The 22,418-nt window shown below is 35.5% G+C and carries 19 protein-coding genes; 3 read left to right on the top strand and 16 right to left on the bottom strand.

Annotated elements, in window-relative coordinates:
* Positions 1-74: 74 nt before the first annotated feature.
* The 3 genes from NSQ92_RS05020 to NSQ92_RS05010 all read left to right on the top strand — a co-directional run bounded on the left by NSQ92_RS05020 (position 75) and on the right by NSQ92_RS05010 (position 4,352).
* On the top strand, positions 75-1,313 hold the full coding sequence (locus NSQ92_RS05020) for a helix-turn-helix domain-containing protein (protein WP_328283121.1): 1,239 nt from the start codon (positions 75-77) through the stop codon (positions 1,311-1,313).
* Between the two features lie 338 nt (positions 1,314-1,651).
* Complete coding sequence (locus tag NSQ92_RS05015; protein WP_047941506.1) at positions 1,652-2,767, top strand: ABC transporter ATP-binding protein; 1,116 nt, start codon at positions 1,652-1,654, stop codon at positions 2,765-2,767.
* 94 nt (positions 2,768-2,861) lie between these two features.
* Positions 2,862-4,352, top strand: coding sequence for a glycine betaine ABC transporter substrate-binding protein (locus tag NSQ92_RS05010; protein WP_082138280.1), 1,491 nt, complete (start codon positions 2,862-2,864; stop codon positions 4,350-4,352).
* A gap of 72 nt (positions 4,353-4,424) precedes the next feature.
* Here NSQ92_RS05010 and NSQ92_RS05005 read toward each other — a convergent pair whose 3' ends face one another.
* The 16 genes from NSQ92_RS05005 to NSQ92_RS04930 form a co-directional block, all read right to left on the bottom strand.
* On the bottom strand, positions 4,425-5,147 hold the full coding sequence (locus tag NSQ92_RS05005) for a hypothetical protein (protein ID WP_328283122.1): 723 nt from the start codon (positions 5,145-5,147) through the stop codon (positions 4,425-4,427).
* A 115-nt stretch (positions 5,148-5,262) separates the two neighbouring features.
* Entirely contained in the window at positions 5,263-7,701 is a 2,439-nt protein-coding gene (locus tag NSQ92_RS05000) for an ABC transporter permease (protein ID WP_341152433.1), read from the bottom strand.
* Positions 7,702-8,373, bottom strand: a complete 672-nt coding sequence (locus NSQ92_RS04995; protein WP_047941501.1) for an ABC transporter ATP-binding protein — start codon at positions 8,371-8,373, stop codon at positions 7,702-7,704.
* Positions 8,374-8,733: 360 nt separating this feature from the next.
* Positions 8,734-9,267 carry a cell wall hydrolase gene (locus tag NSQ92_RS04990; protein ID WP_047941620.1) on the bottom strand — a complete coding sequence of 178 codons (534 nt, stop codon included), beginning with the start codon at positions 9,265-9,267 and terminating at the stop codon, positions 8,734-8,736.
* Between the two features lie 322 nt (positions 9,268-9,589).
* Positions 9,590-10,360: a sugar phosphate isomerase/epimerase family protein gene (locus NSQ92_RS04985; RefSeq protein WP_047941500.1), complete on the bottom strand. Its 771-nt coding sequence runs from the start codon at positions 10,358-10,360 to the stop codon at positions 9,590-9,592.
* A 12-nt stretch (positions 10,361-10,372) separates the two neighbouring features.
* Positions 10,373-11,191 (bottom strand): sugar phosphate isomerase/epimerase family protein, encoded by an 819-nt coding sequence (locus tag NSQ92_RS04980; protein ID WP_047941499.1) that lies wholly within the window; start codon positions 11,189-11,191, stop codon positions 10,373-10,375.
* Between the two features lie 62 nt (positions 11,192-11,253).
* The gene (locus tag NSQ92_RS04975) at positions 11,254-12,417 is read right to left on the bottom strand and encodes a Gfo/Idh/MocA family protein (RefSeq protein ID WP_047941498.1); all 1,164 of its coding nucleotides are present in this window, start codon (positions 12,415-12,417) and stop codon (positions 11,254-11,256) included.
* 45 nt (positions 12,418-12,462) lie between these two features.
* The gene (locus tag NSQ92_RS04970; protein ID WP_047941497.1) at positions 12,463-13,221 is read right to left on the bottom strand and encodes a sugar phosphate isomerase/epimerase family protein; all 759 of its coding nucleotides are present in this window, start codon (positions 13,219-13,221) and stop codon (positions 12,463-12,465) included.
* 204 nt (positions 13,222-13,425) lie between these two features.
* On the bottom strand, positions 13,426-14,463 hold the full coding sequence (locus NSQ92_RS04965) for a Gfo/Idh/MocA family protein (RefSeq protein ID WP_341152432.1): 1,038 nt from the start codon (positions 14,461-14,463) through the stop codon (positions 13,426-13,428).
* 106 nt (positions 14,464-14,569) lie between these two features.
* Positions 14,570-15,937, bottom strand: coding sequence for an extracellular solute-binding protein (locus NSQ92_RS04960; RefSeq protein WP_047941495.1), 1,368 nt, complete (start codon positions 15,935-15,937; stop codon positions 14,570-14,572).
* A 28-nt stretch (positions 15,938-15,965) separates the two neighbouring features.
* A complete protein-coding gene (locus NSQ92_RS04955) occupies positions 15,966-16,820 on the bottom strand; it encodes a carbohydrate ABC transporter permease (protein WP_047941494.1) in 855 nt (284 codons plus the stop codon).
* Positions 16,821-16,839: 19 nt separating this feature from the next.
* On the bottom strand, positions 16,840-17,769 hold the full coding sequence (locus tag NSQ92_RS04950) for a carbohydrate ABC transporter permease (protein ID WP_047941493.1): 930 nt from the start codon (positions 17,767-17,769) through the stop codon (positions 16,840-16,842).
* A 298-nt stretch (positions 17,770-18,067) separates the two neighbouring features.
* A complete protein-coding gene (locus tag NSQ92_RS04945) occupies positions 18,068-18,946 on the bottom strand; it encodes an AraC family transcriptional regulator (RefSeq protein WP_235844516.1) in 879 nt (292 codons plus the stop codon).
* 699 nt (positions 18,947-19,645) lie between these two features.
* Positions 19,646-20,050 (bottom strand): hypothetical protein, encoded by a 405-nt coding sequence (locus NSQ92_RS04940; protein ID WP_047941492.1) that lies wholly within the window; start codon positions 20,048-20,050, stop codon positions 19,646-19,648.
* Between the two features lie 166 nt (positions 20,051-20,216).
* Positions 20,217-21,617 (bottom strand): sensor histidine kinase, encoded by a 1,401-nt coding sequence (locus tag NSQ92_RS04935; protein WP_328283125.1) that lies wholly within the window; start codon positions 21,615-21,617, stop codon positions 20,217-20,219.
* Entirely contained in the window at positions 21,618-22,337 is a 720-nt protein-coding gene (locus tag NSQ92_RS04930) for a response regulator transcription factor (protein WP_047941490.1), read from the bottom strand. It lies immediately after the preceding gene.
* Positions 22,338-22,418: the final 81 nt, after the last annotated feature.

The raw sequence follows: 22,418 nt of genomic DNA, 5'->3' as shown, positions 1-22,418 counted from the left end.
TATTATTTTGGTATTTTAACTACCGTATCACTCTCTAAATTTTGACAACTTTCAATTTAATGGAGGAGAATCTAGTGGGAAATCGTCTAAATATGAAGAATTTGGAGTATATATGTAATTTAATGACAGATATATTAAATATCTCAATTACTTTACTTAATAATGAAGGAACTATAATGGCAGAAAAAACAGCGAACGAACTAATTAATCCTCTTTATCCTTCTAAACAATCCTTTTACAGACAGGTCATTCCTAGTAATGGAAAGAATTCTCTATCTCCCGCCATAATAGGTACACCTTTTTATGAAAACGTATCCATCATTCCAATTACCAACTTAGGTACCATTATTTTAGGCCCCGTTTTATCTAAACGGCCAAGTAGACTGCTGATAGATAACTTGATCACTGCCTATCGCCAAAGTGGTTTGGAAGATGCTTTAAGCGACTATTATTATTCTCTTCCCGTCATAAGCATTGCGAAATTAGGACAAATCTGCAAACTTATCTATTTTTTATACAATAACAAGATTTATGACAAAGACATTACCTTTCCAAAAATGCAATTGCCCAATCATTTAAATGATGAAAAGACTGCAAATAAATACATATTAGAAACACACCAAAATTCCTCCTTTCACCATGATCCTATTGCGGAGAAAAAACTCTATCAATTTATTATAGATGGACAAAAAGAAAATCTGCTTGCATATTGGAAAGCCTTTAAAGAAAGCACTTCCTTTCATTTTGGAAAGCTTTCTAAAAAAAATGAAGTAAGAAATCAAAAAAATTTAACTATTGCAACCATTACCCTTGCAACCCGTGCGGCCATTACAGGCGGTCTTCATCCTGAAATCGCCTATTCTTTAGGAGACCGCTACATTCAAGACTTAGAGGAATTACAAGATTTAAAGGACATTCATTTCTTCACAGAAAATATCTTGTATGAATTTGCAGATAAAGTAGCTAAAACAAATAGGGAAAATTATTCGCGACCTATTTTTCAATGCAGAAACTATATTTACAAGCATATCTATGAACCATTAACCTTACAGTCCATTGCAGAGCATTTATCTATCAGCCCCAAATATCTATCCAATTTATTTAAAAAAGAAGTGGGAATTCCTATTAGTGAATACATACAGCAAATGAAAATTGAGGAAGCAAAAAAACTGATGACTTTTGCAGAACATTCCTTATCTGATATTCATGCCCTTTTAAATTTTACCGATCAAAGCTATTTCACGAAAGTATTTAAAAAGTATACCGGAATTACTCCTAAACAATTTAGAAAGAATACGGTTAATTTTTTATAGAGAATAGAATTAGGGCTTATCCAATAGTTATTTACTTGTGTTAGGATAACCCCTGTCCGTATTAAATATTTCTTATAAATAAATATTGGTAACGAATAGCTTGTAAGATATTCAATCTAAGATTCTCCAAAATTTAATTACATTATTATTATCCCCTATGTTATTTGATTGAAAATTCTAATTATTATTCCCTTAATCATTCCTTTTCGGTCTTTTTTTTCTAAAAATAATGATATAATAGTAAATGTCTTTCATAAATAGTTTATAAAAAGGTGGTTAGTTAGTTAGCAAAAACGGGTAATTAGTTTTAAAGAAAGGTCTGGAGGTGTTCGTAGAAATTGATTCAATTTAAAGAAGTAACCAAAACGTTTCAAGATGGATTTAAAGCGCTAAAGAATATTACCTTCGAGGTAAAAGAAGGAGAATTACTTGTTCTAATTGGCCCAAGTGGTTCTGGTAAGACAACTACGATGAGAATGATCAATCGACTTATAGAACCATCTAGTGGTTCCATTACGATCGAAGGAAAGGATATTTCCACAGAGGATCCTGTAAAACTCCGCAGAACTATTGGCTACGTCATTCAGCAAATAGGTTTGTTACCCCATATGACAATTAAAGAAAACGTATCGCTCGTTCCTCGACTCCAAAAATGGAAAAAAGAACAATATTTAGACAAAATTAATGATTTAATGAAAATGGTCGGGTTAGATCCTGATACATTTGGTGATCGTTACCCTTCTGAATTAAGCGGTGGACAGCAGCAAAGGATTGGGGTTATTAGAGCCCTTGCGGCAGAGCCGAAAATAATCTTGATGGATGAACCGTTCAGTGCCTTAGACCCTCTCAGCCGCGAACAATTGCAAGATGAATTAGTCCGCTTGCAGCAGGATATCAAAAAAACAATTGTCTTTGTTACACATGATATGGATGAAGCCCTTAAAATAGCGGATCGAATTTGTATTATGCAAGACGGAGAAATTGTGCAATTAGATCGGCCAGAAAATATATTACGTCACCCAGCAAATGAATTTGTCCGCAATTTTATTGGAGAAGATCGTTTGCAAGAAAATATTTCTTTACCTAAATTAGCAAAATTAATGGTTCCTCCTGTAACAGCCGGTGAGTCTCGCGGTCTTGCAGAATCATTAAAATTAATGAGAAGAAAGCGTGTGGATAGTCTAGTGGTCGTCGACAAATCTAATACCTTTCTCGGAATAGCGAATGTGTGGGAGGTACAAAAACGATATAGAGAAGAAGAATTAACCTTGAAAGATATAATGGATACGAATATAAAAACGCTTCATCTTGAAGAAGCAACTGAAAAAGCTTTTCAACTTGTTAGTGAATCCCAATATGGCTTTATTCCAGTAATTGACCAGCATTCTAAAATTATTGGTATTGTCAACCGTGCAGGTCTTGTGGAATATATTGCTGACCAAATTGGAGAATAAAAAGGAGGGATGAGCCATTCCTAATATAATCACAGACACAATAGATGTCTTCATCAACCGTTGGCCGACAATATGGAATTTAATTTTAGAGCATATGTATCTTTCTCTTATCTCTATTGCCATTGCAATCGTGATTTCCGTTCCACTAGGAATCTATTTAACTCGCCACAGAAAAATCGCAGACTCCATCATTGGAGTAGCCGGCGTATTTCAAACCATACCAAGTTTGGCATTACTAGTATTTCTAGTACCATTCATCGGTACTGGGAAACTTCCAGCCATTATTGCTTTAACTGTTTATGGTCTATTACCTATTTTGCGCAATACATATCTAGGAATTGTCGGAGTAGAAAAATCTGCAATCGAAGCTGGCGTAGGGATGGGTATGACCAATCGCCAAGTGTTATGGATGGTTGAATTGCCACTATCCTTAAGCGTTATTATGGGAGGAATTCGGACTGCAACAGTATTAATAATCGGGGTGGCAACAATCGCTGGATTAATCGGCGCAGGCGGACTGGGAGATTTGATCTTCCGTGGTTTACAAACCTATAATACTGGCCTTATCCTTGCTGGAGCAATCCCATCTGCCCTTTTGGCGATTATATTTGATTACTTATTAAAACTATTAGAAACAGATGTGACCCCTCAAGGTCTTCAAAATAAAAAAGTGAAAAAAAGCAAAATACGAATCTGGATTGTTGCAGGTTTAATCGTAATCCTTCCACTTTCGACTGTGATTGCCAATTTCAGCAGTGGAAAAAGCGGAAAGGATAGCATCACTATTACTGGAAAAAATTTCACAGAACAAGAAATTATGGTGTACATCATGGGGCATCTCATTGAAGAGCACACAGACTTAAAAGTAAACTATGAATCTTTCCTTGGCGGAACCGCCCCAGCCTTTGAGGGGGTTAATACCGGAAATTATGATATGTATATGGAATATACAGGTACTGGATTATTAAGTATCTTAAAGGAAGATATGGTTAGTGATCCTGACGAAGCCTATGAAATAGTGAAAAAAAGATTTAAAGAAGACTATAATTTAGTTTGGCTAGAGCCATTTGGATTTAACAACACATACACATTAACCATGCGCAAAGAAGATGCGGAAAAGTACAAAATAAAGACTATTTCAGACTTAAAAAAGATCGCACCGGACCTAACCTTAGGATCTGAACCGGAATTCTTAGAAAGAGAAGATGGCTATCCAGGTCTTATCGATACCTATGGAATACAATTTAAAAATACGCAAGCGATGGACTCTGGTATTATGTACAGTGCGATTAAAAACAGTGATGTCGATGTTATTGACGCCTTTTCAACAGACGGCCGTATCCCAGCATTTGATTTACAAGTTCTAGAAGATGATCAGAACTTCTTCCCACCATACTATGCAACACCAGTAATTAGAGCGGAAACATTAGAGAAATATCCAGAATTAGAAGAAGTATTAAGCATGCTTGTCGGAAAAATTGATAATGAAAAAATGCAAGAATTAAATGCAAAAGTAGATATTGATAAAGAGCAATATGAAGATGTTGCGGTCGAATTTTTGAAAGAAGAAGGGCTTATTGATTAGTTTATAAGGCTGATATGTTGGGGTTATAGATTTTCTATAACCCCTTTGTGGTCTTTCAATTCAAACTATCTATCATTCTACCAATTTAAGAATTTCTTCTAAATCATGCTGCTCCACATATGCTTTCGTATCATTTAACATATCATCTGTGAACTGTATTCCTCCAATAACTATATACGTTTTTCCCATACTAGTTAATCGAGCAAGGTGCGTTGCCGCATCACCTTTAAATAGGTCAAGTGGCAGCTGCCGTTTAGTTTCCGTATCATAGATTTTTAATTCTCCACTAGGAATCGTTCCATACAAATTACTATTCATATAAAGTATATATCGCTCATCTAGCCAAACAGCTCCACTTGGATATTCTTGTTCACCAGAGGTAGCGTTCACATTGATTATTTCTTTTAATCCATCTTCTTTCGAATAAACATAGAGCGCCCCACCTGCCTCCCACCCATATTGTGGAGTTAACAAAACTTTTTTTCGAGTAGGTGAATAATCAACAGGCTTCATTTCGCTTGATGCACTATCATGATTAAATGATTCTATAGATCCATCCTCCTTTTTTAATAGCAAAACATATGGTTCGATACTGTAGGATATTCCTTCACTCTCGTTATTTCCGTCTATTTTGCTAGACTTTTCCTCTTTACTATTCCCCTCCTCTGTAATTGATTGAGATTCTGTTTTCGTTTCCTTTTGAACAGAATAATCCCCAATAAAGATAATTGCTAATCCGATGCCAATGGTCACTGCAATCCCCAGAATAAATCCAGCCCATAAATTCTTATTCACTCTTCCTTCCTCTTTCCACTAAAATACAGATTCTGTCTACATTCTCTTATTATAATATACGACTAGATTTTTGTTTATAATTGTATGGACTGTTTAAAAGCAACTAAAAATTTACTTATTCTACTTCCCTTAACATATTATACACTGTTTGATTTATGACTATTTTATAAATAATAAAACTTCCAACTATTAATAGAAGCGACATATATATAATAACGAGAAGATAATAATATAAATAGTAAGAGAGAGGAAAGGTTAAAACTGCGCCCATTAAATACAAAAATATAATAATAAAACTCATTAAAGCAGCAATTAAACAATAAACTACCATTTCTGATGTCAGAAAATAATATAATTTTCTTTTTGACATTCCTAAAGACAGATAAATCCCCCACTCCTTTTTTTGGAGTTGGTATTTACTAAATACGATTATAAACATACTAGTAACTGTAAGAAGAAAAGTAATTATGAAAGAAAATTTTGCAAGGAAACCTAACAACGAAGTTATCTTTGTATCATTTTGGATAAATTCTGGTATGTTCTGTAACAAACTACCAGGTACAGTAGCAATCATCTGATTAACATAATCATCAATCTTCTTTAATTCATTTTCTGTAATATTAGTATCAAGAAATATTCCGAGTTCCATATAACCGTTGAAGAGTTTAGAATTCTGCATTGTATCTTTATCAAAAATAATAGTAAAACCATCATAACTTATTTTGTTTTTGTTATTAATTTGTTTTACATATGTTTCATTGTTAACACTATATACTTCGAACTGTTCTTTTATTTTCTGCAATTTCCCTTCATGCTTTTCCTGTTTAATGAATTCGATTGTTTCTCCTTTCAGATTATTTAAATTTGCATCTTTTCTACCATCCTTATTAGGAACAAAGATCATGATTTTGCCTCGAAATGCTTTATAATCATCCTCTGGGAAAAGTTGTGAAAATTCCTCTTTATCAATAATTTCATATTTAACATTTGGCACAATCCATTTTTGATTATAAGTGATTATTTCTCCCTGATTATCCAACCATTGAGTAATATCTTTTGTTTTTTGCTGTGATGTGATTAATGGAATTACATCTACCATAAAAGGATTCTTCTCAACATATTGAACACCAGGCAGAATCTTTAGATTCGTAACTTGTTGTTCTGAAAAAGTTAACCCCTTCCTTAAAAGGATAGACAGATTATCTTGCGTGTCAAATCCGTAAACCTCCTGGGAATTTAAATAATAATATTCATCTATATCCCATATACCTTCCGTCTCTTTTTGAAAAATGACAGAAAACAATAAAATAAGTATAGACAAACTTATCATTGCTACAGTTAAAATAAATTGTTTAGGAAACAAAAATAATTGTCTTGTTAACTGTTTTATCTCAAATCTTTTTATATTTTTATTAATTAGTATATTCACAATCGGTATTTTTTCTACTCCATTAATTAACATTTTTATAGATAGATTTCTAGAACGAAATATCTCCCAAAAAGATAGAAATAAAACCATGAAAAAAAGAAAGAGAATCCAACATATACTAAAAGTATAAGTCTGATTTTGATATGTACTTATACCTTCTTTAAAACTCTTATTTATTATTAGGAATTTAAAAACATAATTTAGGGGAACTGCTAAAATCAAACCAGAAAAGAAAAGAATAAATGTTTGAGAAAAGTAAAAAAAATACAGCTGCATTCTTTTTATTCCAAGTGCCTTTAATACCCCAATTTTTCTCCGTTGCGATTTATTAAAATAAGCAAATAAACTGCTTATAGAAAATATCGAAATGAAAAGAATAACCGTTTGATAAAAGATTGAAATATTACGAATAGTATCATAATCTCTTAGGCCTTCCAAAAATAGCTTTTCATTTACAAAACCCTTATCATCATACTCAGCTAATAAATTTTCTGTTTTTTTGAGAGTAGTATTTTTGCCGTCTTCATAGTTAATTAGATAATTCCTTTTACTAGACTTGTCTTTATATTGCTCGCTAATAAAAATATTGGGGAAAGCTAATTCTTTTTGAAATTGAAAAGGTATATACCTTTTCGAGGAATAATTTGAAATAATCCCAACAATTTTTACTTTCCATTGCTTTTCTTTACCATCTAGTGTTATCATGTCTCCAATAGCCCAGCTACTATTAAATAATTTTAAGTATGCGGATTCAATGGCTACTTCATTTTTTCCAATTGGCAACCGTCCCTCCATTACTTTAATTTTCGATAAGTCTACAGCTCCCTTATCCATCCATCCAATTGTAGCGGAATTGGAATTCTCTAAAGGAATCCAATCAATCAATTGGAATTCGCCTATATTTTTTACTTCCTTATTTATTTCAGATTTAGACTTTTCAATACCAACCAGAACTCCACTATTTTTCCCATATTGCAAATAAGATTTTTCCATTAGAACAGCTCTAATAGCCTCAGATGCTGTAAATATAGAGAGAACAGAAGAAATAATGAGACACAATGCAAGGACTATCAATATAGTCCACTTTCTTCTAGAACATAGAAATTTAAATCCTAATGTAAACACTTAACTCATCTCCTCTAATACACCGTTTTTCATGGAATATAAAAAGTGAGGAACTTGAATTAAATTCTTCTCATGTGTAACTATAATTAAAGAAAGTTCTCTTTCCTTATTAAATTTAGTTAATAAGCTAGTAATACTTTTAGTTGTAATTTGGTCTAAATTACCTGTTGGTTCATCCGCAAATAATATATCTGGTTCAGTTATTAAAGCCCTGGCAATAGCCACTCTTTGCTGCTCCCCACCTGATAGAAAAGTTGGAAGCTTGTTTAAATAAAAGTGAATTCCTAATTCTTGCGAAAGCTCATCAATACTATATTTCAATTGTTTCTCCCTTTTTTTTAATAGTTTCAATGGAAGTTCAATATTCTCTCGAACTGTCAATTCTGGTATTAAATGAAAGGATTGAAATACAAAGCCAAATTTATGCCCCCTTATTTCAGCTTGTCTTTGCTCAGGCAAATCATAAAATGATTCATTATTATAATAAACCTTTCCATTTGTAGGAAATTCCAATCCACCTATAATACTTAAAAAAGTCGATTTCCCAGAACCACTTTTTCCTTCGATGACATGAATGGTTCCCTTTTCTACAGTAAAATTCTTTATTTTGATAATTTCCCTATCATCTGAATATTTCTTTGTCATATTAACTACTTTTAAACTTTCCACCATAAAGTTCACCTCCAATATTTTCTATAAATATACTACAATAAATCTAGATAATCGGCCAAAACTTCCCATTCATAACTTAAATCCCTTATATTATTCCTTACTATATTTAAGATATCTAAACTATCAAAATTAACAAATCGGATAATACAGGATATGGTAGTAGAGTTAAAGAATCTGGTACCATTAACCAATAAAACAATAATTTAGTATGAATTAAATACTAATACTTAAAAAGAGCTAATATACATCAACCATAAAGAAATAATTTAGAATTAAAAAAGAGCTAGTCTAAAAACCGAGAGTATGGATTTTAGATAGCTCTTTTAGTTATTTTGTTTTTTAAAAGGAAATATCTACTATTTATCTAGCAAAACGATGGTTTCCAATAGTAACCGTTGCTTCTCGTGAGAAAACCCAGTCACTTGTAGCTGTTTTTGGATTAAAGAAATAAAGAGAACCATTTCCTTTTCCATCTAATGCAATTGCTTCATTAACTGCTCTTTTTGACTCCGCATCAGCTGCCTTATTAATTTCCCCATTTTGAACAGGGGTAAAAGCATAATATCCATTCGATTTTTCATAGATGACATCACGAATAGTATTCGGAAATTGATTACTTTTTACTCTATTCAAAACAACCACTGCTACTGCAACTTTTCCTGCATATGGTTCACCAACAGCCTCAGCGCGAACTAATCTCGCCATTAAATCTTTATCGGCTGGTGAAACAGTGGCATTTGGTAGAATAATATTTTGACCTGTAATTAAGGCTTTGCTATTATTTGCTTTCATTAAATCACCGATTGGAATCCCAAAGCCCTTAGCCACTTTCCAATAAGTATCCCCAGACTGAATCGTTCGATTCGTTGCTGCATCTGCTTTATCGATTAACATAAATGCTGAAATAGATAGCACTAATCCAGCGGCTACTATTAATTTTTTCAAAACTCTTACCTCCTAGTAGTCGTTGTTTCTGGTGTCTTCTATTAGGCTAGCAGATGTAATATTTCGATTCATCGTCCAAAAAGTGGTAAACAAAAGATTGCTAGGTTGATAGCTTACTAGAAAAGAGATTTACAACATGATGGAAGTATTAACCAATCGAGTTAGTTAGCAAATAACATCTAAATTTAGGAAATTTTAGGCAAGATTGTTACAAACCATTTTTATCTGTAACAAAAAATAAGAAGGTACTAAAAAAAATTTAGAGACTCATTTAATGACAAGAAAACTGCTTTTTTAAAAAATCAAGTGCTGGTCCAATTTCTTCTGCAAAATTCCGCCAATTACATTCAATGGAGATTCTGCCATCATAGTTTGCTTTATGTATGTTTCGCACAAACTCAGGATAGGGATACATTCCTGTACCAGGAGCCAGCCTATTCGTATCAGCAACATGGATATGCTGGATAAAATCTCTATATTCATAGAAATTCGTAAGTGGTTCCTTTTCTTCTTCCATATGATAGAAATCAGCCAATATTTTTAAAGATTTTTGATTAAATTCCTTTGACCATGCAGCAGCTTCTGAAATACTATTAATAATATTCGATTCTTTTTTGTTGAGCGGTTCTATTACAATCGTTAAGCTTAATTGGTCCGCCATATCCGATATTGTCGATAAAAAGGCTGCCATTTGTTCTCTGCCCTTTTCTTTCGACAGTCCTTTCGGAAAACTTCTTGCACCACCACTTCCGAATACAATTGTGTCCGCACCTATTCGGCAAACACGTTCTAATGCAGATTTTAAATAATCTTTCACTCGCTGATTATCTACCTTATCTCCCACTATTTTTAAGTCACTTGGCAAAAGAATATTAAAAGCTTCAATAGGTAAAGGTGATGCTTGATATTTTTCTAATATTGTTTTAAATACCTCTTCCTTTTCTTCTGGCATCAAGGAAATAACCGTACATTCGATAAAATCATACCCCGCTTTATCCAATGCCTCTGCCTGATCAATAGCAGCACAGCATCCGAACCTCATAGGATTTCCCCCTTACACAAGAATATTTTTCATATACTTACTAAACTGCTTAAAGGCTATTTCCGGCTCCTCCAATTCAGGACACCACTTTTTTTCCCATTCCAATGTATAGTAGCCATCATACCCGTTCCTTTTTAATAAAGTGTATATGTCTTGTAATGGTATATCCCCATCTCCTAAAAGACAAAGCTGATAGCCTCTTTCTGCTTCCTTTTTTAGATAAGAATCCTTCCAATGGGTATAGGCAACCCATTCCCCAAGATTCTCCCAAGTAACATCAGGCTTTTCGCCAATTGTTCGATAGGGATGATGGATATCCCATAATACTTGCAAATAATCAGAGGAAACTCGCTGAACTAGCTCTTTCACATATCTGCTATCTGTCCAATCATCATGTGTTTCTAGGAGAAGTTTGACATTAATATCCTCTACAATCGCCAAATAATCATGAACATTTTTCTCAGCGATTTCCATTGCTTCTTCTCTCTTCCACTTTCCAACCGCTCCGCCAAATACACGAATATAAGGAGTGTTGAATTTCTTACAGAGCAATGCGTATTCTCTTAATTCCTCTACATACTTCTCATATTCTTCTTGTGATTGAGTAACCAATTTGACTGAACTGGAAAAACACGGAATCTCTAAAGAAGCTTCCTTAAAGAGACGTACCGTTTCTTTTACGTTTGTTGAAAATTCACGAAGCTTATATAGATCAAGTTCTCCTAGCAGCCCACGAAAATCAATGCCTGAATAACCATTTTCCACTGCATGTTGGATAATTGTTTCTAAATTCCAATGAGGACATCCAAGAGTAGTAAAAGCTAATTTCATCTTCTGTACCTCCCACATTTCTCTTATTCTTACAAAAAAGGACAGACTAATCTGCCCTGTCTTTAATGAGAACCTTTCACATCTAATGTGATCGATGCATGCTTGTTCTTTTTAAAAGTAGATGTCTTAATTCTTTCTTGTAATTTAGCATAAAAAAGATCTTCGTTAATAGGGAGTTCAACCCAATCATCGATCCATGCCGATAAATGCATGGCATTCGAGATTTCCAATCCCTTTATGCCTTCTACACCAGGTCCAAGCAGCTCTGTCCCATTGCGGATAGCATTTACCCAATTTGCTGTGATCCCCTTATGCTGTGTTGCTTCTCCTTTAATAGGAATATCAATTTTCCAGCATTCCGGTTCGCCAAATCCCCCTTTATATTCTTTATTGAACTCCCTTTCCGATTGTCTTAGTCGCCAGAAGGTTAACTTTCCATCCTCTATGACTACTTTTCCGCGATCACCCGATATTTCATAGCGATTCGTTCCAGGAGAATCACCTGTAGATGTAACAAAGACGCCCGTTGCTCCATTTTCATATTCCACATATGCGGTCACATCATCTTCTACTTCAATATCATGAAACTTCCCAAATCCACAAAATGCGCGGACTCGTTTAGGCATTAATCCACTTGTCCATTGCCATAAATCCAGTTGATGCGGATCTTGATTTAGAAGAACTCCGCCTCCTTCCCCAGCCCATGTCGCTCTCCAGCCACCTGAATCATAATAACTTTGTGAACGATACCAATCTGTGATAATCCAGTTTGTTCGTTTAATTTCTCCCACTTCGCCACTTTGCACAAGCTCTCTCAGCTTTTGATATAAGGGATTGGTTCGCTGATTAAACATAATCCCAAATACCTTATCGCTTTTGCTTGCAGTCTCGTTTAATTCCCTTACGTTTTTTGTATATACACCTACAGGTTTTTCAACTAAGACATGAAACCCTTGTTCTAGTGATTGAATCGCCAATGGTGGATGATCATAATGAGGTGTTGCAATAATAACTCCATCCATATCCGAACATTCAAAAAAGCGGTCAACATGATCGAACTGCTGAACATGCTCTCTTAATGTTTCCTTTGCCCATTTCAATCTTTCTGGATTGCTGTCACACACAGCAATTAATTCCGCTCCCTCAATTTCGCCATTATTTAAATACATTGCATGCGAACTTCCCATATTACCAATACCGATAATGCCTATTTTGACTTTAGCCAATCTTCTCCGTCTCCTTCCTAACCTCTCTTTTTCATTTCTAAAGCTTTACTGCAAAAGTCTTGTTAAACGTTTAAGATTTTCTAAACTTATTCGGAGACTATCCATCGGATCTCCTGGACAAATATCTTGTTCAACTGCATACCATTCAACCCCAGCTTTTTTGCACCAATTTAAAATAGGGGGAAAGTCGATCAGCCCTGTACCAACCTCTGCAAAAGTTTGCCTTTCATCATTTGTCATATCTTTTAAATGAATGATTGGCATTCTATTTGCATAGGGTTTAAGAAATTGCAGCGGATCTTTTCCAGCCTTTTTTACCCAGAAAACATCAATTTCCGCAAAAATCTTATTATCGGAAGTAGGCTCCAATAAATATTCCAGCGCTGATTTCCCATCTATGTCTGTATCAAATTCAAAGGCATGATTATGGTAGCTGATGCGAAATTCTGGTGTTTTTTCAGCCACTTCATTCAAAAGCGCCTTTACCCCCTCATACCCGTCTTGATTTCTTACATCCTCTGGTAAAAATGGGCAGACAATATCTTTTGTGTTATATAGCTTTACTTCCTCCACTACTTGTTCTAAATCGTTTTCTAACCGATCAAGCGGGATATGTATTCCAGCTGTGCCTAGATTATTTTCCTGTAAGGCCTTTGCAACTTCATGCGGATCATAGTCAGCAGGTAATGCAGATAGCTGAACCCCGTCCCAGCCCATCTCCTTCAACTCTTTAAATACAGGGGAAATTCCTCTCTTTAATTCTTCTCTTACTGTAAACAATTGGGCAGCAAACTGATTATGCATCGAACTCGCTCCTTTTTTTGTAAAATAAAAGTCGATACCTCTATCTTAATCGCTAAAATGAGAAACACATCAGCTAATCTTGTTCATTATTGGCAATTATTTTACCCCTATTGCTTTTTCAATGTCTTAAGGCAGACGATTTGCTCAATCGTGCACAAAAATAAAAAAGGTATCATTCTTAAGTAAATATAATCTCCTAAAAAACTACATATCTCCTAAACTTCGATTGGAAACAAGGACTTCATCGATTCTGATTTCCCTCTTCAGCATAGATGATTGGATGATCGCATCAATCATTTGTAAGGAAGGCAGGGCATCTTTGACATGTATATAGTCCCTTCTATTCTCTAGAATACAAGCATAAAAGCCGTCAATCAGTTTTTTATGACTTGCTCCATAATAAAACTTAGAACCATAAAGCTTAGTATCTTCTTCTATCACTATCTTACCGCCATTATCATCTAGCATCGTTAGCCTATTGTCCTTAATGGTCAACTTTTGATTTTCGCAGACGATTTGAAGCTCTACACTTGAGTTATTTCCATTCGCGTTTGTAGCAAAAAAGAACCCATTAATCCCATTTTTGAAAACTATTCTGGCTGCTGCCGTATCTTCCGTTTCAATGCCATAATCAAGAAGCTGGTCAACAGTTCCTCTTATTGTCGCTATTTCCCCTCCCAAAAGCTGCATTAAATCTAAAGTGTGAATCGCTTGATTAATCATGACTCCCCCACCAGCTAAGTCTAATTTCCCGCGCCACGGCTTATTGTCATAATAGGATTTTGTCCTTGCCCAAGTGACGATCCCTTTGATCCCTACGATTTTTCCATACTTATTTTCTGCGATAATCTGCCGTAGTTTTTCAACCGTTTCATTCAAGCGATATTGAAAACAAATAGCGATTTTCACTTGTTTGTTGTCCTCTTCAAGTTTCAGTAGTTCAAGACCTTCTTCTGTGTGTAAAGCCAGTGGCTTTTCTTGCAAGACATGGATGCCTTTTTCCACACAAGCTTTTGTCACTGGATAATGAAGATAATGTGGTAAACAAATATGTACACAATCTAACGTTTCCTTTTCAAGCATTTCTTGGTAATCTGTATAAAAATTTACCCCCTGCACACTCTCCCTTCGTGTTTCATCGATATCACTTACTGCTACTAACTCAGCTGTTGGGTTTGCTTGAATAGCAGAGAGATGAATACTCGATATATCACCGAGACCAATCACAGCTATTTTTAACATTAGACATGCTCCTCCTTTTATAAAAAACAGGCAGACTGGATACACCTTTTTTTTTTTAGTTTCTAGTATCCCATCTGCCTCATTCCTGCAATTTAAAGTCTATCTTCTAGCGGTTTTTGACCCACTCCGTACTTTCCTTTTGCGCTTTTTCCAGCGCATCTTCTGCACTTCTTTTTCCTGTTAATGCTGCTTCAATTTCAGACGTTAAAATATAACGTGGCTGTGAAGAGCCCCATGGATATCTTGGTGTCATAGGAGTAGACATCGCTTCAAACACTGAAAGCATCAAAGGTTGTTCTTTCACACTATCCCATTCTGTTGCTGATTTCACAGATGGTACTAAACCAAGTTCTTCGTAGACATATTTTTGAACAAAATCACTTGTAGCAAATTTAAGCCACTCCCAGGCTAATTCTTTGTTCTTGCTGTCTTTGGCAATGGTAATTGGACTTCCTGCAAATAATCCGCCTTGCCCATCATCATTCTTGAACTCTTGCGAAATGGCAATTCGATCGCCAAGTCCTTGAGCATAGGCTGGTTTTACCGTATCGCCAGGTCCCTGGTTTAGCATAATCGCAATATTATTTTCTTTTGTTAACCATTTTTCATTGCCTTGGTTACTCACAATGCCTTTAGGAGCATAATTTTGCATATCTAGTAGCCAATTTAAGCCATTCAGCATTTCTTTTGAATTAAAAGCAAATTCAACCTCATCCCAGGCAAATCCAGTTCCCCACTGTCCGTTTTGTCCTTCCGCCAAATCGACTAAAGTGAAGGCAGAAGACCAGTCACCCCGGAACCAAATCCCATAGTTTTGCTCCCCTGTTTTCGGATTTTTCCCAGTCATTTGTTTCGCCTTTTCTGCTACTTCCTCCATTGTTGGATACTCAGACAAATATTCTACTCCCCATTCATCAAATAACTGTTTATCATAGCTAATAAAACGTGCATCACCCAAAAATGGAAGTCCGAAAATATCTAACTCCTTACTATCTGGACCTAATGCTTTCCACCCTTCTACTTGATTATCAATAAAATTATCTAAATCAAATTCTGGATCTTTCTCAATCCATGGCTGCAATGGTTCTAGAACACCTTGTGGAGCAAAATCAGCAACACCTGGCATTTGATACACATCTGCTTCCCCTGACGTAATCATTGCTTGGGTTTTCTCCGTGTATCCTTCCCAAGGCATCAGAACGAATTTCACTGTGGCGCCAGGATGCTGCTTTTCAAATTCTTCTTTCAGCACTTTTACTCCTTTTACTGAATCACCTGTAATCGGATCTGTCTTGTCTTCCATCGCGAAATCACCAATCATCATAACGGTTATTTGCTGTCCTGCCCATTCTCCATCCTTATCGGAACCTGAAGAACTTCCTGATTTAGAACTACACCCAGCAAGCGCAGCACTTATTACCATCATCCATGCCAAAGCAAATGCAGCCGTCTTAGAAAATAACCTCTTTTTCATTTTCCAACCCCCAATTTATTTGAATGATCTATTCCCCTTTGACACCACTCAATGCAATACTCTGGATAATATATTTTTGTAAAAATAAATACACAATGACAATTGGTAATACACTTACTGTTGCTAGGGCCATCGTTAACCCGCCGAGACTGGACCCATTTTCCAGCGAGAAACTCGCTAAATAAAGCGGAATCGTCTGCAAATTCAAATCATTAATAACAACTAATGGCCACATAAAATCATTCCAGCTCCAGATGAACGATAAAATGACCATTGTTGCTGCTATCGGACCTGCCAGCGGCAAATACACACGGAAGAAAATTTTAAATTCTCCCGCCCCGTCAATTTGTGCCGCTTCCCTTAATGTATCTGGCAGCTGATCGAAAAACTGTTTACATAGAAAAATAAGCATTCCACTAATAACGGATGGAAGAATTAAGGGCCAAAAAGTATTTAATAAGCCAAGTTGATTAAAAAAAGTATATAAAGGGATTAACCGTGGTTCCATTGGAATCATTAATGTACAAAGAACGATGACAAACAAGACTCTCTTCCCCTTGAATTTCCCTTTTGAGAATGCATACCCCGCTAATAAAGAAGCAGATACACTTAAAAAGACAGAACTTACGGTTACAATGGCGGAATTAAGATAAGCTTGGATAAGTCTCCCATTCTCAAAAACGATCCCATAATTGAAGGATGAAACTGCTTCTGGTATTAGCCGCGGTGGAAAAGGCATGACAATATTAGCCGTTCGATCAAACCCTACGCTGATCATCCAAACAAATGGCGCCATCAAAACTACTCCAAACACAAATAGTACAATATACTTTAGAATAACTGTCGTTCTTTCCAGCTTTTTCATGGAGATCGTATTTTTCATCGTCTCCCTCCCCACTAAATTAGATTTTCATTTTCGACATTTTTAAGTTGATAAACGTAAAAATTAAAATAATAATGAACATAATATATGTGGCAGCTGAGGCAATCCCGAATTCAAAACCGGTAAACCCACGCTCGTAAATAAAGGCTCCCATTGTTTGTATAGAACGAGCAGGGCTTCCATTTGGTCCTCCTATTACATACACCTCATTAAAACGTTGCAGCGCTCCAATCCAGCCTGTTATTAATAAGAAAGCAAAGGTACCCGTCATATTAGGAATCGTAATGAACAGCCACTGCTGTAACCCACTTGCTCCATCAATTTTTGCAGCTTCATACATTTCTGAAGGAATCGCTTGAAGATTAGCAAGACATATAATGATAACAAAGCCAATCCAATGCCAAACAGCCAGCAGTATAACGCCCCATTTAGAAGTACTAGGCTCAGAAAACCACCCTGGAGTCGGCAGTCCCATAGAGTCTAACGCAAAATTAACAATTCCCATTTCTGGATGTAAAACAAATTGAAAGATCATGGCCGCAGCAACAATTGAAGTAACATTGGGCAAGAAGTAGATAACTTTAAAGAAATTTTTTCCCTTTCCAACAGAGTTAATTAAGGTAGCAAAAATGAATCCTAAGGGAATGGTGATTAGCACTTGAAATATTCCGATAAAAAAAGTATTCCAAACAGCATTCCAAAATGGTCCTGATGTTAAGACCGTGCGAAAATTATCTAAACCCGTAAAGCTTTCTATTGTTCCATTTGATTTAAAAAAACTTAATCTAAATGATTCAATAACTGGATAAACCATAAACAGCAAAATCCCTAAAAAACTAGGAATTAAGAAAATATACCATGTCCATTGTGTCGTTCTTCTTTTCTTTTTCTTCTTCGCAGCCTCCATGTACATACTGGTTTCCGTAGCCGTAACATGATTATTTTCCATAAAATCTCCTTTCCTTAATGGATTGGTTTTCCTTTTCTCTCATTATGACAACGCTTTCAATTTTATAGAAATAATCACGAGATACTAACAATATCTCGCATGCTCATTTCTATAAACAATACTATTACTTTTATCGAGGTTACGTGTTTATGTTCCCTTCTGATTCCATTGTATGAAAGTTATCTACTTTTAACGTGGATAGAATTGTGTAATCTGATGAAGAAATTGTTTTTTATTGCTCTTTTAAATAATCATATTTAAAAATCGGTGCTGTAGAGACATTGTGGGAGAATTTAGCTTAATTCGTGTTTTTCATACGAATGGCTTTGCTATTACGGTATTCTGTAGGAGTTAGTTTCATTTGTTTTCGAAAAAAACGACTGAAATGAGAGGAATCTTCAAATCCTGATTCAAGAGATACTTCAAGAATCGATTTGTCTGGATGTATCTCCAGCAAATATTTGGCGCGGTTTATTCGACAGCTCATGATATATTGCATAATTGTATATCCTGTTACATCTTTAAAAATTCTCGACATATAATACTTGCTAATATTTAAATGATGGGCAATATCATCTAACGTGATTGGTTCACAGAAATGCGTATCAATCCATTCAATCATTTTTTTGACATGAAGATTTTTATCAGATTCAGCATGAATATTATGTTCAAGTTGCTGCTTACTTAACTCATAAACCTTAAATAAAAGCTGCATCAGCATCGCTGTTAACTCTCCCACTTGGAAGCGATCGTCGACTGCGTTTTCTTCCTTGGATCTTTTCACTTTCTCTGCCAATTTCTTTATCAATGCTTTTACTTCAGCAGACTGTCCTTTATCTTTTATATGAAATAAAGTATTGCTCAATTGATTAAATGGCGATAACAATTCCGGGACATTTAAATTGTTTAAAAGTGGCCGCAGCCATTCGGAAGAAAATTCAATCACACTGCGCTCATAATAAGCGCCAGGCTCAGGATAGGCTCGATGTAATGTTAGGCCATTCATAATAATTAAGTCATCCTCCTGTAAACGATAAATCCGATCACCAATTAAATATTTACATTCTCCCCCATGAAAGTAGTATATTTCATACCTATCATGAGAGTGGTAACTAAAATCTTCATAAGTTTCCACCTTATCCATTAAACGATAGAGTGCGATTATTTTTTCCGTCATCCTTAACCCCTCCTATTTAAAACGTTTTCAAAACATTAAAAATAAACTTGCCACCATCCCCAACTGATATCTTTGCTGAAAATTTTTCTTTTATTTATTCTCTATTCTTATGATAGTCACCTTTTAAAATTACAAAATTAATGTATATGAATTTTGTATTGCTTATTCCATATAAATAAAATGGAAATGCTAACTGAAGATTTTTAAACTCTCAAAATTGTTCTCTTTTAGAAAAATGAAATTTGTCCTAAACTACTTACTTTAAATGTAACCTTACTTTTCTCCCTTGTTTCTTCATTTAACACTCCACAACCAATAAAACGAGTACTTTTTACCACCAGTCTAATTAATCCTTTGCAGAAAAATAGAAAAAGCCTTTCAAAATGTAATTAACCGTTCTGAAAGGCTCTCTCCTAATTACAGTGCCAACACTGCATATTAATCTCTTGATTCAACATAATATATTTTTTAAAAGTAGTAAATTTAATTATATATTCAATTTATAGTAGTGTAAGAGTATTTTCATACTAAGAACCCCCACTTATAGAGTGAGGGTCTTGATTGTGTATAACTACCTCGCTTAAAAGTAGTTATGTGACTATTATACTACGAACAAGGAATATATGACCATAACTGGTAATGTTAGATTGTTGCACCTTTCAATCCACGTAATGCTTTATTGTTACATTCCCCTTCTATCTATAAAGGTAACAGCAAATGAAATACTATAATACCAACGGGATAGATCCAAAGCAGCCACTTAATGGTTCCCACATTAATTCTTTTAGAAATACCTTGGAATATTTCCGGTATGAAGATAAAGAAAACCTGACATGCTATTCTTAATTTCTGCCCGTCACTAAAAGGAATGAATTCAAATCCGTCTGCAGCATTCCCATCAAAATTACCTAAATACATAAGGAAGTTTTCAATCGGCAATACCAAACAAAGCAATATACGGCTTATTTGTACAACCGGACTTAACTTTTTCTTTTTTAACCCTTTACAGGATAAAATAATTCCTGCAATGGCTAGAAGTAATGTCCCCGAACTTAAATATACTTGCTCAGTGATATATTTCAATAAAAACCCTATTAAAAACATAATATCTCCTTTAAGTTTTTATATACTCACCCTATATCATTAAATAATACGCAGCATTTTGCATGAAAGTACCTCACCGTAATCGGTACGGGTTACTAATGACTATCAACCAAAAATATGGTCTTCTTGTGACATGGGATGGATTAATAATTCATCTTGTATTTTTTCAATGTTCCCCATTTTTTGATTGCACAGGAAATCTCATAACAGCTTTTAGACCTTTTTGGTTTGTGCCTTTTGAAAGAATGAGGTGACCATGGTGAGCCTGAAGAATTCTTGCTACCATCGGAAGCCCCAGACCATGTCCTTGATCATCAGTTTGCTTTCTCGTTGATGAATAAGGCAACTCGGTTATCTCCGCCAATTTTTCTTGCGGAATTCCTCGTCCATTATCACTTACAACAAAAAAATATCGGGAGGAATCTTCGGATAGAAAAGTTTCCAGTATGATTTTACAGCCTTGTGGGTTATGTCGCACACTGTTATTAACAAGATTTCTGATAGCCCTAAGTAATAATTTCTCGTCTCCAGTGATTTTAACTGCTTCTTCGGCAAGCTTCAATTCAATCTCATACTGGTCGTCTAATCCACTATTCAGAAATTCCGCAACAACTTGTCTTGCCAATACTGACAGACGGATACTCTTCAAATGCAAAGGCTGCATTTCATATTCGAGCATCGAGACCAAATTCAAGTCGCTTACAAGTGATCGTAGCTTTTCACCCTGTCGCCTAATAATACCAGCCTGATACCTTTGCTCCATAGGCAACTCTGAACCATCTTCCATCTCGCTTGCATAGCCGAGGATCATAGATAGAGGTGTACGAATATCATGGGAGATTCCAGCGATCCAGTTAGAACGAGCTTCGTCTTTTGTCTTCAATGCATCCGTCTTTTTTTGAAGCTTATCCGATGCAGAATTAATGCTATGTGCCAAATCACCAAATATGCCTTTGGAATCTAACTGAATTTTCTCCTCCCTTGCTAGTTTGTGGACACCCTCTACAAGGGGACGTATTCCTCTTATAAGACGCATACCAATCAGAACTGAGATTAGTAGAGCCAAGACCACATTAACAACTAGCAGCAGAATAAGCTTAAGAGGTAATGAACTCACCCAATCAGAAAGAAAGTCAAATTGATACTTCCAATGACTTTCCTTGGGGTATCCCACCACAACCAATCCATCATCATGCTCCCAAACATAAACCGGATATTCCATAAGATAGTACCGTGAAAACTTGGCTACATCGACTAGGTTGTAGGTTTGTGGAACATCATCAGGCAGGTGATAATCCCATCGCACATGCCCATCTTCATCAAGCAGCATCGCCCATGATTGATTGCGTTTCAACAGCATTGCTACATTCTCATCTATACGATAGCTATCGTTCTGTTTGCCTAGACCTTCGGCTACTTGCCGAAGCATATCTTCAGGTGACGGACTTTGGTTAATTTCCTTGAATACCAGTGTCCCTAACAGAACCAAATTAAATATAAGCAAAAATATCGAGATAAAGATGGTGGTGGTGACGAACCGTCGCAAAATGAGAATAATCCCTTCCACCTAATCTGTCTCCTGTAGTAGAAGTTTATATCCCAGTCCCCTAACAGTAATAAGATGGATTGGTTTAGAGGGATCTAGTTCAATTTTTTCACGGACTCGCCTAATATGAACCATCAATGTATTTTCGTAACCATAGCTGTCGTCTCCCCAGGCAGCCTGACATAACGCATCACTCGTAACAATTTTCCCCTCGTTTTCGTACAACTTTACAAGAATAGCATGTTCCTTCGCAGTCAATGAAAACTCTTTCTGGTCACTGTAGCTTTGCACAATAGCGCTCTCCAAATTAATTATACGATCCCCCAACTGGAAAACAGATAGTTGCTCTGTCACAGGAGAAGCGTAAACACGCTTTAAGATTGCCATAAGCCGTAATATTAGCTCGCGGGGTAGAAATGGTTTCACAATATAATCATCTGCGCCTAAACCCAGTCCGAGCAAACGGTCTTCATCCTCTCCACGGGCAGAGAGAAAAAGCACCGGTATATCCGAGAGCTGTCTGATAGAAGACAGAAGGGAAAATCCGTCACCATCGGGTAACATAACATCAAGAATCGCAATATCAGGTTTGTCTGTTTTGAAAAAAGACAAAGTCGAAGCACAGTCAATAGCAGTAAAAACGCGAAAAAACCCCTCTTTCCTTAAAAATTTTTCAATCATTATTCTGATTTCAGGTTCATCATCTACAATTAATATCTTTTTTTCTTTTAAATTCGCCAATCTACATCACCCAATTTTATTATACATGCTTAAGAAAATAATTAATATTCTTTCAATTCCTAAGTTAAGACAGAAGTGAAT

Source organism: Niallia sp. FSL M8-0099 (assembly GCF_038006945.1).
Taxonomy (GTDB): domain Bacteria; phylum Bacillota; class Bacilli; order Bacillales; family Cytobacillaceae; genus Niallia; species Niallia circulans.
Note: the sequence above shows the minus strand (reverse complement) of the source record. Positions and strands in the feature narration are given on the sequence as shown.

Coding starts and splice junctions, on each gene's coding strand:
- NSQ92_RS04945 (WP_235844516.1), bottom strand. CDS start 18,946: ATGACGGAAAAAATAATCGCACTCTATCGTTTAATGGATAAGGTGGAA.
- NSQ92_RS04950 (WP_047941493.1), bottom strand. CDS start 17,769: ATGGAAAATAATCATGTTACGGCTACGGAAACCAGTATGTACATGGAG.
- NSQ92_RS04965 (WP_341152432.1), bottom strand. CDS start 14,463: ATGTTAAAAATAGCTGTGATTGGTCTCGGTGATATATCGAGTATTCAT.
- NSQ92_RS04995 (WP_047941501.1), bottom strand. CDS start 8,373: ATGGTGGAAAGTTTAAAAGTAGTTAATATGACAAAGAAATATTCAGAT.
- NSQ92_RS04990 (WP_047941620.1), bottom strand. CDS start 9,267: ATGTTAATCGATAAAGCAGATGCAGCAACGAATCGAACGATTCAGTCT.
- NSQ92_RS04960 (WP_047941495.1), bottom strand. CDS start 15,937: ATGAAAAAGAGGTTATTTTCTAAGACGGCTGCATTTGCTTTGGCATGG.
- NSQ92_RS04955 (WP_047941494.1), bottom strand. CDS start 16,820: ATGAAAAATACGATCTCCATGAAAAAGCTGGAAAGAACGACAGTTATT.
- NSQ92_RS04970 (WP_047941497.1), bottom strand. CDS start 13,221: ATGCATAATCAGTTTGCTGCCCAATTGTTTACAGTAAGAGAAGAATTA.
- NSQ92_RS05010 (WP_082138280.1), top strand. CDS start 2,862: ATGTATCTTTCTCTTATCTCTATTGCCATTGCAATCGTGATTTCCGTT.
- NSQ92_RS04940 (WP_047941492.1), bottom strand. CDS start 20,050: ATGTTTTTAATAGGGTTTTTATTGAAATATATCACTGAGCAAGTATAT.
- NSQ92_RS04980 (WP_047941499.1), bottom strand. CDS start 11,191: ATGAAATTAGCTTTTACTACTCTTGGATGTCCTCATTGGAATTTAGAA.
- NSQ92_RS04985 (WP_047941500.1), bottom strand. CDS start 10,360: ATGAGGTTCGGATGCTGTGCTGCTATTGATCAGGCAGAGGCATTGGAT.